Annotated in this window: 12 protein-coding genes; 6 read left to right on the top strand and 6 right to left on the bottom strand. The window is 57.3% G+C overall.

Annotated features, from left to right (window positions below; genetic code table 11):
* Positions 1–13: 13 nt before the first annotated feature.
* The 3 genes from RMR21_RS02260 to RMR21_RS02250 all read right to left on the bottom strand — a co-directional run bounded on the left by RMR21_RS02260 (position 14) and on the right by RMR21_RS02250 (position 3,896).
* A complete protein-coding gene (locus RMR21_RS02260) occupies positions 14–1,171 on the bottom strand; it encodes an ABC transporter ATP-binding protein (RefSeq protein WP_498669103.1) in 1,158 nt (385 codons plus the stop codon).
* Between the two features lie 78 nt (positions 1,172–1,249).
* Positions 1,250–2,347, bottom strand: coding sequence for a polyamine ABC transporter substrate-binding protein (locus RMR21_RS02255; RefSeq protein ID WP_498669102.1), 1,098 nt, complete (start codon positions 2,345–2,347; stop codon positions 1,250–1,252).
* 133 nt (positions 2,348–2,480) lie between these two features.
* On the bottom strand, positions 2,481–3,896 hold the full coding sequence (locus RMR21_RS02250; protein WP_498669101.1) for a helix-turn-helix domain-containing protein: 1,416 nt from the start codon (positions 3,894–3,896) through the stop codon (positions 2,481–2,483).
* 243 nt (positions 3,897–4,139) lie between these two features.
* Here RMR21_RS02250 and aceA point away from each other — a divergent pair, with 243 nt between their 5' ends.
* Both aceA and RMR21_RS02240 read left to right on the top strand, forming a co-directional pair.
* Positions 4,140–5,429 carry an isocitrate lyase gene (gene aceA, locus RMR21_RS02245; protein WP_498669100.1) on the top strand — a complete coding sequence of 430 codons (1,290 nt, stop codon included), beginning with the start codon at positions 4,140–4,142 and terminating at the stop codon, positions 5,427–5,429.
* Positions 5,430–5,465: 36 nt separating this feature from the next.
* A complete protein-coding gene (locus RMR21_RS02240) occupies positions 5,466–5,711 on the top strand; it encodes an SMc00767 family acetate metabolism repressor (RefSeq protein ID WP_498669099.1) in 246 nt (81 codons plus the stop codon).
* Positions 5,712–5,718: 7 nt separating this feature from the next.
* Here the strand turns inward: RMR21_RS02240 and RMR21_RS02235 are convergent, their stop codons facing one another.
* From RMR21_RS02235 to RMR21_RS02225, 3 genes are all read right to left on the bottom strand, one after another.
* The gene (locus RMR21_RS02235; protein ID WP_498669098.1) at positions 5,719–6,591 is read right to left on the bottom strand and encodes a LysR family transcriptional regulator; all 873 of its coding nucleotides are present in this window, start codon (positions 6,589–6,591) and stop codon (positions 5,719–5,721) included.
* A gap of 251 nt (positions 6,592–6,842) precedes the next feature.
* Complete coding sequence (locus tag RMR21_RS02230) at positions 6,843–6,974, bottom strand: hypothetical protein (RefSeq protein ID WP_498669097.1); 132 nt, start codon at positions 6,972–6,974, stop codon at positions 6,843–6,845.
* Positions 6,975–7,116: 142 nt separating this feature from the next.
* On the bottom strand, positions 7,117–8,301 hold the full coding sequence (locus tag RMR21_RS02225; protein WP_498669096.1) for a BaiN/RdsA family NAD(P)/FAD-dependent oxidoreductase: 1,185 nt from the start codon (positions 8,299–8,301) through the stop codon (positions 7,117–7,119).
* Positions 8,302–8,429: 128 nt separating this feature from the next.
* On the opposite strand from RMR21_RS02225, the gene RMR21_RS02220 reads away from it, so the two are divergent.
* The 4 genes from RMR21_RS02220 to pgl all read left to right on the top strand — a co-directional run bounded on the left by RMR21_RS02220 (position 8,430) and on the right by pgl (position 13,504).
* Positions 8,430–9,866, top strand: a complete 1,437-nt coding sequence (locus tag RMR21_RS02220) for a glutamine synthetase family protein (protein ID WP_498669095.1) — start codon at positions 8,430–8,432, stop codon at positions 9,864–9,866.
* A gap of 10 nt (positions 9,867–9,876) precedes the next feature.
* Positions 9,877–11,163: an NAD(P)/FAD-dependent oxidoreductase gene (locus tag RMR21_RS02215; RefSeq protein WP_498669093.1), complete on the top strand. Its 1,287-nt coding sequence runs from the start codon at positions 9,877–9,879 to the stop codon at positions 11,161–11,163.
* Between the two features lie 154 nt (positions 11,164–11,317).
* A complete protein-coding gene (zwf, locus tag RMR21_RS02210) occupies positions 11,318–12,793 on the top strand; it encodes a glucose-6-phosphate dehydrogenase (RefSeq protein ID WP_498669092.1) in 1,476 nt (491 codons plus the stop codon).
* Between the two features lie 12 nt (positions 12,794–12,805).
* Positions 12,806–13,504: a 6-phosphogluconolactonase gene (gene pgl / locus RMR21_RS02205; RefSeq protein ID WP_498669091.1), complete on the top strand. Its 699-nt coding sequence runs from the start codon at positions 12,806–12,808 to the stop codon at positions 13,502–13,504.
* The last annotated feature ends 31 nt before the right edge of the window (positions 13,505–13,535 follow it).

Raw genomic sequence — 13,535 nt, 5'->3', positions numbered from 1 at the left:
GTTCAACCCTCCCTCAGCGCGTGAGAACCAGACCGGAATCGGATTTCCAGCTCAACCAGACCATGTCACCGAAGGTAATGGGACGGTCGACGAGGCGCGAGATATTGGCCTGTGCGGCGCGCATGATGCGACCATCGTCCAGCTTGACGATGAAGACGGAGAAGTCGCCGAGATAACCGATATCCCAGACTTCGCCATGTGCAAGGTTGGCACCCTGCTCCGTTGGTGCATCGAGCGAAATGCGAACTTTCTCCGGTCGGACGGCGAAGGCGACCTTATCGCCGATGGCGGCAGCACAATCCTGGTCGACCACCACGTCGAGCCCGTCGCAATCCAATTGCACGGATGAAGCCTTGCCATCGACAGGCGTCTTGGCCTTGATGGTGGCATCGAAAATATTGATGTCGCCGATGAAATCGGCAACGTAGCGGCTGTTGGGCGCTTCGTAGATTTCGGCGGGCGTCGCCACCTGCGCTACGATACCCTTGTCCATGACGGCAATGCGATCAGACACCGTCATCGCCTCCTCCTGGTCATGGGTGACAATGAGGAAGGTCGTGCCAAGGGTTTGCTGCAGGTCCATCAGTTCGAATTGCGTTTCCTCGCGCAGCTTCTTGTCCAGTGCGCCGAGCGGCTCATCCAGCAGCAACACCTTGGGTCGCTTGGCGAGCGAACGCGCGAGCGCCACCCGCTGGCGCTGGCCACCCGACAACTGGCTTGGCTTGCGTTTGGCAAATTCAGTCAACTTGACGAGACGCAGCATTTCTTCGACGCGGGTCTTGATATCGGCCTTGGATAAATTGTCCTGTTCCAGACCGAAAGCGATGTTCTTTTCCACCGTCATATGGGGAAAAAGGGCGTAGGACTGGAACATCATGTTGGTCGGGCGTTTATAGGGCGGCACGCCGGAGATATCTTTGCCCTGCAACAGAATACGACCTTCAGTCGGTTCCTCGAAACCGGCCAGCATGCGCATCAGAGTGGTCTTGCCGCAGCCGGATGGCCCTAGCAGCGAGAAGAACTCGCGCTCGTAAATATCCAGCGTCAGATTGTCGACGGCAACGAAATCACCGAAGCGTTTGGTGATGTTTTCGAACCGGATGAAGGGGACAGCGGCGGGGTCTTCCCACGGTGAGAATTTGCGTTTTACCGGACCGAGAGATTTCGCCATGAACTGTCCCATTTGCTGTATGAAGAGGCCGAACGAGAAAGGGGCAGGAGTTTCCACCTGCCCCTTTTTGAAACCCGGTCAGCTACCGGTTTTTATCTGGGTCCAGACGCGGTTGAGAACGCGCTGTTCTTTGGGTCCATAGGGCGAAATGGTGAAGAGCTTCTTCATCGTCTCGGCATCGGGATAAACGCCAGGGTTCTTGGCCACGGTTTCATCCATCAACGCCTGCGAAGCCAGATTGCCGTTGGCATATTGCACATAATCGGATGCCTTGGCGGCGACATCAGGCTTCATCATGAAGTTGATAAAGGCGTGTGCAGCATCCACGTTCTTGGCATCTGCTGGAATGGCAAAGGAATCCATCCAGATATATGTGCCTTCCTTGGGGATGACGTAGTTGACCTCAACGCCGTTCTTGGCTTCTTCGGCGCGCGTCTTGGCCTGGAGAATATCGCCCGACCAGCCGATGGTGATGCAGCTATCGCCATTGGCAAGCTCATCGATATAGGCAGAGGAGTTAAACGTCTTAACCGAAGGACGGATCGCCTTGTAGACGTCACCACCGGCTTCCAGATCAGCCGTATCCTTGCTGTCCGGGTTCTTGCCGATGTAGTTCATGGCAATGGCGAAGGTCTCGTCGGACGCATCGAGAATGTTGATGCCACAGGATTTCAGCTTGGCTGCATTTTCCGGTTTGAAGATAATATCCCAGCTATCGACCTTCACATCGCCGAGAGCAGCCTTGACCTTGGCCACGTTGTAACCGATGCCGGTCGTGCCCCACATGTAGTTGACGGCATATTCGTTGCCGGGATCATACTGCGACAGCCGTGTGGTGATTTCCGGCCACATGTTTTTCAGGTTCGGCAGCTTGGACTTGTCCAGCTTCTGGTAGACGCCAGCCTTGATCTGACGCGCCAGAAACGGCGATGTCGGAGCCACCACATCATAACCGGAATTACCCGCAAGCAGCTTGGTTTCCAGCACTTCGTTGCCGTCATACACGTCGTAAACGACCTTGATGCCGGTTTCCTTAGTGAATTCCTCTAGCAGAACGGGATCGATATAGTCGGACCAGTTATAAACGTGGACGACCTTTTCCTGCGCAAAGGCTGTGCCAGCGGCCAGCGCCGCAGCCACAACGGCCAGGCTGAAACGAAGCGAACGATGTTTCATGGTAACTCCTGTTTGGACGCACCCTTGGGAAAGACGCGTGATCCCCTTGTTTTGTCAGAGACTAGAAAGGAAAACTTGTATCGGCAAGCGGGAAATGTGCAGCGCGGTAATTTCGAACAACTGTGTGAAGTCCTTACTGAAAATCGAAAACGCTGAGGCCCGTCACCATTTCATCCAGCCCGAGCGGACGCGTTAGCGGCGCCTCGGCACGCGAAAGACAGCCCTGCCTCTCGCACAGCCGACAGGATGGGCCGACGGCAATGCTGCCTGCCTTGATGCCGACCACATCGCCATAGACGGTGTCTTTCGCCAGCGCGGCATCGCAGGCAACCATGATAGCCGTGCGACGAATGCGTTCTCCGAACCCCGCCTGCGGGCCATCCAGAGACCGCGCGACGGTGAGATAGGCACTGCCATCCGGCATCTCCACCTGTTCGGCAAGAACCTGCCCCGGTTGGGAAAAGGCAGCGTGCACATTCAGCTTGACGCACAGCCCGCCGAAACGCGCCTGCGGAAAGCCTTGCGCGCCCGCCTTGCGAAAGCGGTTTCCAGCGCTGTCGATTTCCATCAGGAAGAACGGAATGCCTGCGGCACCGGGCCGGACCAGCGTGACGAGGCGGTTGGCTGCCTGCTCGAAGGACACGTTGAAGCGACCACGCAAAATATCGATGTCATAGCGCGCGCGCTGGGCAGCGGCCAGAAACGCGCCATAGGGCATCATCAGCGCATGCGCGGCATAGCGGGCCAGCTCGAACCTGGCGATGCGCCTGGCCTCTTCACCGGATACGGCCAGCGCTTGCAACTCCGTGCCGATCTCGTCCGTCAGCGCCAGAAGACAGGCCTCCATGGCAAGCTCCCGCAACTGATCCTGAGGTGACAGGCGCTCGGATAGAAACAGCCGCATGGAATGCCGGTCGTAACGTCTGCGCAGGTTCGGCATGGCATGAACAGGCATGGAACGGACCACGACGCCGTGGTTTTTCTGGAGCCAGCCCTTAAGGGCGGTTGCCAGATCATCGCCCGGTGAAAGCGAGGCATGGAAATGTTCTGCGGCGGCATCCAGCTCTACGAAATGCGCAGCGCGGCGCTCGAATATCTCTCGGACCTCGTCGATCGGCAGGCGGGTGGCTAAGAGCGTTGTCTGGTGCCCCTCCCGCGCCAAAAGGTCCGAGAGATCAGTGAGGCGCTGCGCCTGCTCTTTATAGGCACGGTAAAGCTTGGTGATACCGCTGGCCGCATTGGGTGCCGCTTCCGCCACCTCGACAAGCTCCTGGCCCGATGGCACTTCGCCTGCCAGCAGCGGATCGGCGAAAACTTCCCGCAACTGGCTGGCAATGCCGCCGCTTTCGCCCTGCAGGTCATCAAGATCGACCTTATACACGGAGCTGAGTTTGAGCAGCAGTTGCACCGTCAATGGGCGCTGGTTGCGCTCGATGAGGTTGAGGTAGGAGGGGGAGATCGACAAGGCCTCCGCCATGGCGGTCTGCGTCAGCCCCAACCCGTTGCGTACACGCCGAACACGCGGCCCTGCAAAAATCTTGGCTTCCATGGATCTCCTCCTGCGCCTTTACAAAATCCATACAAACGACGAGCCGCCAATATTTTACAAAATTTACAATTTTACAAAGCGGCCTGTCAAAGACGATACAGCATGACCTCTTTCAAGTCACTGATTTTCCTTTTTATATAGCGCCAAACTCATGGAAATTGTAAATTCAGTCACATCGTACCGCGCCTTTCAGAGGAGTGAAATGAGGCGGATCGTTTGACAGTTCTGACAAGGGAGAGAAAGATGACTGATTTTTACAAGCTGGTTCCCAATGCGCCACAGGGTCGTTTCAACGGTATCGAGCGCACCTACACGGCAGCGGATGTGGAGAAGCTGCGCGGTTCTGTGCAAATCCGCCACTCGCTGGCGGAAATGGGTGCCAACCGGCTGTGGCAGCTCATCAACGAGGAAAGCTACATCAATGCGCTCGGCGCGCTCTCCGGCAATCAGGCCATGCAGATGGTTCGCGCCGGTTTGAAGGCGATCTATCTTTCCGGCTGGCAGGTTGCGGCTGACGCCAACACCGCATCCTCCATGTACCCGGACCAGTCGCTTTACCCCGCCAATGCCGCACCGGAACTGGCAAAGCGCATCAACAAGACGTTGCAGCGCGCCGATCAGATCGAGACAGCCGAGGGCAAGGGCCTGTCCGTCGACACGTGGTTTGCGCCGATCGTTGCCGATGCGGAAGCCGGGTTCGGCGGACCGTTGAACGCCTTTGAAATCATGAAGGCCTTTATCGAGGCGGGTGCTGCTGGTGTTCACTATGAAGACCAGTTGGCATCGGAAAAGAAGTGCGGCCATCTGGGCGGCAAGGTGCTGATCCCGACAGCGGCTCACATCCGCAACCTGACGGCAGCGCGCCTGGCAGCCGATGTCCTGGGGACGCCGACACTCGTCATCGCCCGCACGGATGCGGAGGCCGCCAAGCTTTTGACATCGGACATCGATGAACGCGACCAGCCCTTCGTGGACTACGATGCAGGCCGCACGGTCGAAGGTTTCTATCAGGTCAAGAACGGCCTGGAGCCGTGTATTGCCCGCGCCAATGCCTATGCGCCCTATTGCGATCTGATTTGGTGCGAAACGTCCAAGCCGGATCTGGAGCAGGCCAAGCGCTTTGCCGAAGGTGTCCACAAGGTTCATCCGGGCAAAAAGCTGGCATACAATTGCTCGCCGTCCTTCAACTGGAAGAAGCACTTGGATGATGCGACGATTGCCAAATTCCAGCGCGAATTGGGCGCTATGGGCTACAAGTTCCAGTTCATCACCCTTGCCGGGTTTCACCAACTCAACTACGGCATGTTCGAACTGGCACGCGGCTACAAGGACCGGCAGATGGCAGCCTATTCGGAGCTTCAGGAAGCGGAATTCGCGGCCGAAATCAACGGCTACACCGCTACCAAGCATCAGCGTGAAGTCGGCACCGGATATTTCGATGCTGTTTCCGTGGCCATATCCGGCGGCACATCATCCACCACCGCCATGAAAGAATCGACCGAACACGACCAGTTCCGCCCCGCTGCGGAATAAGACAACACTTCAAGCCCATTGAACGGAGGAAAACCAATGGCTTCCATTTCGAGAGTAAAAGAACGCAGCGAGGAGCAATCTTCATCCATGAGCCAGGATCAGCAAAGCGCCATCCGCACGCTGGCCAACGACCTGCATCGCCTCAACCAGGCGGTCATGAATGCGGTCGAGGCGGGTGTCTCGGTCGAACTCGTCCGCTCCGCCCGTCACCACGGCGGTGATGGTAACTGGGGCGACCTGATGATCCCGGTCATCGTTGCGCAGGGCAAGGCAGCGGCGTAATGGATTCTCAAGCCGGGCGGTTATGCCGTCCGGCGTAGAGATCGGAGTGATCCTTGATCAGCTTCACCATCCGATCTGCCACCGTCCGGATATCGCGACGGTGGCGATCTTCGTTGTTCATGACGATCCATTGGCGGTGGCGCAGCTCTTCAATCTCACCTCCCTCCCGCAGCAGGCGCGGGTCTCCATCCCCGATGAAACACGGCAGCACCGCGACACCCGCCCCTGCCAGAGCAAGGTCCAGCAGCGCAGTCGGGCGATTGACGGTCACGACGATGCCATCGCTTCGGTTTTTATGCGGCCAACGCAAATAGGCTGAAATCGCGCTTTCCTTTGCGACGGCAACCCATCTGTCTCCGATCGACGCTGGCGCGTTGCGTAAGCGATAGGACGCATAGGCAACGTTCCCAGTTTTGATGGCGGCAAGATTGCGCTCTTCCGGCTCGAATGCGCGGATGCCGATATCGTTTTCGCGGTGTGCGAGGCTCGCCCGTTGTTCCGCCACGAACAGATCGACCCGGAAATCATCCCGCTCGCTGCAAATCGCCGAGAAGTTGGTGGTCAGCAGATGGGCGTTCCATGTGCCCGCCGCGATGCGGACCAGCGATGAACCGGCACCGGATTTGCGCCAGCCATCGATGTCGCGTGCGGCACCTTCCATGGTCTGAAGCTGGTCGAGAAGTGCCCTGCCATCGGCGGTCAGCACGTAACCGGTCTGGCTTCGGATGAACAGGGACTTGCCGAGCGACTGCTCCAACTCCAACATCCGCCGCCCAATGGTCGCAGCGCTGAGGCCCGACGTTGCCGTTGCACCGGTCAGTCCGCCACTGCGTGCAACATCGAGGAAGATCTGAAATGCATCCCAGCCAAGGTTTTTCATAGGTGAAAAACATAGGGCATTATCAGCTGCATATAAATCGGAAAATATCGCTCATGCTGGAGCCTCAGAACATGGAGGCGTCTATGCAAGAGCTTTATTCGGCCCTGGCTTTACTAAAGATCACCCATCCCGACAGGCCGCGAAACGCGAGAGAAGAAGAGGAGAGGTTTTATGCTGAGGCTGCACATGCATCGGCACCTTGGCGACTGGCCGGGGCCGTGATTATTCGTTGCCGATGTGCGATGAAAAACCTAATGCAGCAGCACGAGAAACGCAGCAATCGCGCCAGCCGAAATCAGGCTAAGGCGGAAGGCATAAACGGCTTTATCATTGGCGGTTCGAGCAATTGCGATGGCGCGGGCAGGTTTTCTGGACATCATCATGAGCGGCTTCCTGAACGAGAAACATAACCGATCGATGCCGGGTTCCGGCGTCCAGCGGGACATCATGTATCAACTTGCGTTGTGCTGGCATTCGATCAGCATGACTCCACGTCTCTTAATAAGGCCTTAAGATGTCAGCGGCTCAAACAGATTCTCCGGCGGCGTGGCCGGATGCCCATGCCCACTGGAAATTATAGCCGCCGAGCCAGCCTGTGACATCGACGCATTCACCGATGAAATAGAGGCCCGGCACATTTTTCGCCTGCATGGATTTGGAGTCGAGATTCGTCGTGTTGACGCCGCCGAGTGTGACTTCGGCGGTGCGATAACCTTCCGAACCTGATGGTTTGATGGTCCATTCCTGAACGGCTGCGGTAAGTGCAGCCAAGGCCTTGTCGGACATATCGCCCAGATTGCCGGTAATGCCTGCCCGCTCCGCTACATGCTGCGCCAGTCTTTTCGGCAGAATGTCACCAAGCGCCGTCTGGGCAGACTGACGACCATTGGCTTTTTTCGCCGTCTTCAAGTGGCCGATAATATCCAGATCAGGCTCCATTTTCAACCGGATCTCATCGCCTTCACGCCAATAGGACGAGATTTGCAGGACGGACGGACCGCTCAAGCCGCGATGGGTGAACAGGAGCGCTTCCTTGAACCCGGTCTTTCCGTGGGAAATTTCGGCTGGAACGGCGATGCCTGAGAGAGCCGAGAGCTTTTCCAATTGTGTTGGTTCCAGCGTCAGCGGTACGAGGCCGGGGCGCGTCTCGATGAGATCGAGGCCGAATTGCTCGGCAATACGATAGGCAAAGCCGGTCGCACCCATTTTTGGAATGGATTTTCCACCGGTGGCTAGAACCAGACTTTCCGTTTCAATGACACCCGCTGAGGTGAAAACGCGAAAACCGCCGGTTGGGATCTGCTCCACCGAGGCGGTCTCCGTTTGCAATTTCAGCTTCGCACCCACGGCCTGCATTTCGGTCAGCAGCATGCGGATGATATCCTTGGCACTGTCGTCGCAAAAAAGCTGACCCAGTGCCTTTTCGTGGAATGCAATGCGATGCTTTTCGACAAGGGCGATGAAATCGCGCGGCGTGTACCGCGCCAGGGCCGATTTGGCGAAATGGGGATTGGTCGAGAGATAGTTTTTCGGCCCCGCGTGGATATTGGTGAAGTTGCAGCGCCCGCCGCCGGAAATGCGGATTTTCTCGCCCGGCGCCTTGGCGTGATCGAGGATGATGACGGAACGGCCACGCTGACCGGCGCGGATGGCGCACATCATGCCAGCCGCCCCTGCGCCCAATATCAGCACGTTACATTTTTCCGTCATGGAGTTTCCCTAGTTTCAGTGTACTTCCTCTTTTAGAAGTCAGGCTTGTTGTCAATGGCGCTCCCCCTTTTGCCAAATGACAAAGTCTGGCTATGATAGTGCCAATCGAAACACAAAGCCGGTGATTTATGCCCCCCAAGAAAACCATGCTCCGTCCGAAAAAACCGGCAAACATGGCAAAGAAAATACCTGTCGATGTCTCTCCGACACGCGGTTGCTCCACATGGCGTGAAGCCGCGCAGTGGCTGAAAGCCCGCGGGATCGAGGATATCGAGTGCATCACGCCGGACCTTGCGGGCGTGCCGCGCGGCAAGATGATGCCGACATCCAAATTCACCGGCGACACCTCACTTGCGCTTCCGTCTGCCCTCTATCGCCACACGATATCAGGCGAATATCCGGATGAAACGGCGAACTTCCGCTATGAACCGCGCGATAGCGACCTGAAGCTTGTTCCCGATCTTTCCACGCTCTGCGTTGTGCCATGGGAAAGCGATCCCACTGCGCAGGTCATCTGCGATGTGGTGGATCAGGAAGGCGCATTCGTTCCCTACACACCGCGCAACGTGTTGCGGAACGTGCTCGACCTCTACAAGGAAAAGGGCTGGAAGCCGGTCGTTGCGCCAGAAATCGAATTCTATCTCGTTGCCATGAATGACGACCCTGATTACCCGCTGCACCCGCCAAAGGGCCGCTCCGGTCGCTCCATCGTCGGCGGGCAGAGCTATTCGATTGCCGGTATCAATGAATTCGACGAGCTGATCGACGACATCTACCATTTCTCGGAAAAGCAGGGTCTGGAGATCGATACGCTGATCCATGAGGAAGGTCCGGCGCAGCTGGAAATCAACCTGCGCCACGGCGACCCCATCGAGCTGGCCGATCAGGTTTTCCTGTTCAAGCGCACCATTCGCGAGGCAGCGCTGAAACACGGCATCTATGCCACCTTCATGGCGAAGCCCATGCAGGGCATGCCCGGCTCGGCCATGCACATTCACCAGTCGGTTGTCGATATCGAGACCGGTGACAACGTGTTTTCCAATAGGGATGGCAGCCCTTCCAAGGAGTTCTTCTCCTTTGTGGGCGGCATGCAGCGTTATGTGCCGAATGCGCTGGTTATGCTGGCGCCCTACGTCAACTCCTATCGCCGCCTGACGCCCGACATGGCCTGCCCGGTCAACAATGCCTGGGGCTACGACAACCGCACGACCGCGTTCCGAGTGCCGATTTCCGGTCCTTCGGCACGGCGTGTGGAAAATCGTCTGCCGAGTTCCGATGCCAACCCGTATCTCGCCATTGCTGCATCGCTGGCTTGTGGCTGGCTCGGGATCATGAACAATATCGAGCCGACCGAACCGACCTACGAGACGGCAAACGAAGGTTCCATCGAATTGCCACGGGGTCTTTTGGAAGCGGTAGCGCTTCTGGAAGGCGAACCGCAGCTGGAGCGTGTCTTCGGGCATGAATTCGTCGGCCTTTATGCCGGTCTGAAGCGCGGCGAGTTCGAGACCTTCATGCAGGTGATCAGCCCGTGGGAGCGGGAATTCCTGCTGTTGAACGTATGAGGGCCCGCACATGACATGGCAAAGCCCTATTGCACCCGGCATGTCCTGGTATCAGGACAGTTCGGGCGAGCGACCCGAATATGCGGCGATGGACGGCTCGCGCGCAGTGGATGTCGCCGTCATCGGCGGTGGCTTCACCGGCTTGCAGGCAGCCTATAATCTGGCAAAGGCTGGCGTTTCTGTTGCGCTTGTCGAAGGCTATCGTTTTGGCGATGGCGCGTCCGGTCGCAATGGCGGGCAGTTCGGCACTGGCCAGCGTGCATGGCCAGATGATCTGGAAAAAGACATCGGCTTCGAACGTTCCAAGGCGCTGCTCGACATTGCGGAAAACGCAAAGCACTATGTGCTGGATTTTTCCCGTGAGCACGACATCGACATGGATTTTCTGCCCGGCCAATTGAATGTCCTGCATAAGGCATCTTATGAAAAGGCCTATCGCAAAAGCGTGGACGCCATGACCAGCCGCTACGGTTACAGCCATGTCTCCTTCATGGAGAAAGCTGAAACGGCTGAAAGACTTGGCTCCGGTCATTACCATTTCGGCGTTCGCGATACCGGTACAGGGCACATCCACCCGCTAAAGCTGATCATCGGTCTGGCCAAGGCGGCGCAGGCCGCAGGGGCGCAAATCTTCGAGATGACGCCTGCCAAATCCATCAAGCAGACTGGCGGCAAGACGCTCATCGAAACGCCGTCTGGCACCATCACGGCCGACCGTGTTCTGGTCGCTACCAATGCCTATATCGGCAATCTGGAGCCGGTAACGTCAGCGCATGTCATGCCGATCCGTTCCTTCATCGGCGCAACCGTGCCGCTGGATGACTTCCCGACTATTATTCCCGGAAAAGAGGCGGTTGCCGATAGCCGTTTCGTGGTGCGCTATTTCCGCAAGACACCGGACAATCGCCTGCTGTTTGGCGGGCGTGAGGCCTACACGGCGGATTCACCGCGCGACATTTCCAAACACATCCGCAAGCAGATTGCCGAAATCTATCCTGCGCTCAGCAATGTCGGGATGACACATGCCTGGGGCGGGTCTGTTGGCATCACACTCAACCGCCAGCCTTTCGTGCGCGAAGTCATGCCGGGCGTGATGTCCATCGGCGGCTATTCCGGCCATGGCGTGATGCTATCCAATTATTGCGGCAAGCTCTATGCGGATATGGTCGTTGCCAAGGACAAGGCGTTGGATCAGTTCGCTTCGCTGGATGTGCCGTCTTTTCCGGGCGGCACGACGTTGCGGGCACCTCTGCTGTTTCTGGCGCTTTCATGGTACGCCTTGCGCGACAGGTTTTAATCGAGCGTTTGGAGCAGGTGTTCGTGAGACGACCTCATCGTGAACAGAAACAACGGCTTGCACGCAAAATTCATAAATTCTTACAACACGTCTGGCATTTTTAAATCGATTAGATTATGGATGCCCTCAACACGGAAAGATCGAGAGAATCGGTATGAGCAGTCAAATCATTCCAGTCGAGCCCTTCGATTGCGTCGTCTTCGGCGGCACTGGCGATCTGGCCGAGCGCAAGCTTCTGCCAGCCCTTTACCACCGTCAGGTGGAAAACCAGCTGTCTGAACCGACACGCATCATCGGCGCTTCCCGTTCGGTCATGACGCATGAAGAATACCGTAAATTCGCGCAGGACGCTCTTAAAGAGCATCTGAAGAAGGGCGAATATGACGACGCTCAGGTCGAAAAATTCTGCGCGCGCCTGTTCTATATTCCCGTCGATGCGAAATCCGATGGCGGCTGGGACAAGCTGAAGAGGCTGTTGGATGAGGGCAAGGACCGCATTCGCGCCTTCTATCTCGCTGTTGCGCCTGGGATTTTCGGCGATATCGCTTTCAAGATCCGCGATCACAAGCTGATCACCAAATCCACCCGCATCGTTGTGGAAAAGCCGATTGGCCGCGATCTGGCATCCGCGCTGGAACTCAATGACACGCTGGGCAATGTCTTCAAGGAAGAGCAGATCTTCCGTATCGACCATTACCTCGGCAAGGAAACCGTGCAGAACCTGATGGTGCTGCGCTTTGCCAATGCGCTTTATGAGCCACTGTGGAACTCCGCCCATATCGACCACGTGCAGATCACGGTTGCCGAATCCGTTGGCCTTGAAGGCCGCGCCGGATATTACGACAAGGCTGGCGCGCTGCGCGACATGGTGCAGAACCATATTCTGCAGCTACTATGCCTCGTTGCGATGGAGCCCCCCTCTTCCATGAACGCCGAAGCCGTGCGTGACGAAAAGGTCAAGGTTCTGCGCTCGCTGAAAATGATCGATGAATCCAATGTCGAAAAGCTCACAGTCCGCGGCCAGTACCGCGCCGGCGCTTCCGCCGGTGGCCCGGTCAAGGGTTATCTGGAAGAACTGGAAGGCGGCGTTTCCAACACCGAGACCTTCGTTGCCATCAAGGCCGAAATCGCCAACTGGCGCTGGGCTGGCGTGCCGTTCTACATCCGCACCGGCAAGCGTCTTGCAACCCGCGTGTCCGAGATCGTCGTTACCTTCAAGCAAATCCCACATTCGATCTTCGATGATGCGGCTGGCAAGGTGGAGGCCAACAAGCTGGTCATTCGCCTGCAACCGGATGAAGGCGTCAAGCAGTCGCTGCTCATCAAGGACCCAGGTCCAGGCGGCATGCGCCTGCGTCAGGTTTCGCTGGATATGAGCTTTGCCCAGGCCTTTAATGTGCGCAGCCCGGATGCCTATGAGCGCCTGTTGATGGACACGATCCGCTCCAATCAGGCCCTGTTCATGCGTCGCGACGAAGTGGAAGCGGCGTGGAAGTGGGTCGATCCCATTCTGAAAAGCTGGGAATCCGTGAGCCAAGGCGTACAGGGTTACACATCCGGGACCTGGGGACCAAGCGGCTCCATCGCTTTGATCGAACGCGATGGCCGCACATGGCACGAAGCCGATTAGGGGGATATGCAAATGATTAGACAAGAGCATATCTTTGCAAACGGCGCTGAGTTGGCGGAAACGCTGGCAAAGGACGTTGCAGAACGCCTTGAGCGAGGACTTTCGGAGCGTGGAACGGCAAGCATTGCCGTTTCTGGCGGCTCCACGCCAAAGCTTTTTTTCAATGCACTTTCCAAACATGAACTGGACTGGAAAAACATCAGCGTGACGCTGGTGGACGAGCGTTTCGTGCCGCCGGAAAGCGACCGATCCAACCACAAGCTGGTGGCTGACAATCTGTTGCAGAACGCGGCCACCTACGCCTATTTCGTGCCGCTCTATCAGTTCTTTGCAACGCCTGACGATGCGGCAACGCTTGCGACCGTCAAGACAGAAGCGATCTGCGATCCTTTCGACGTCGTCATTCTTGGCATGGGCACCGACGGGCATACCGCCTCGTTCTTCCCCGGCGGCGATAATCTCGAAGAAGCGCTAGATTTGGACGAAGAGCGCGCGGTGCTGCCGATGGCTGCCGAAACCGCTGGGGAAGAACGGCTGACGTTCAATCTCTCCGCTCTTCACGACGCCCGCTTCCTGGTTTTGCATATCGAAGGCGCTGCCAAGAAGGAAACGCTCGACAAGGCGAAATCCGATCTGGATGAGGAAGACATGCCCGTTCGGGCCGTTCTCAACCGCGCGGAATCGCCCGTACATATCTATTGGGCACCATAAGCCCGACGCTTGAAACAGCAACATGATGACC

It is taken from the genome of Agrobacterium sp. rho-8.1, assembly GCF_033957725.1.
Taxonomy (GTDB): Bacteria; Pseudomonadota; Alphaproteobacteria; order Rhizobiales; family Rhizobiaceae; genus Agrobacterium.
Note: the sequence above shows the minus strand (reverse complement) of the source record. Positions and strands in the feature narration are given on the sequence as shown.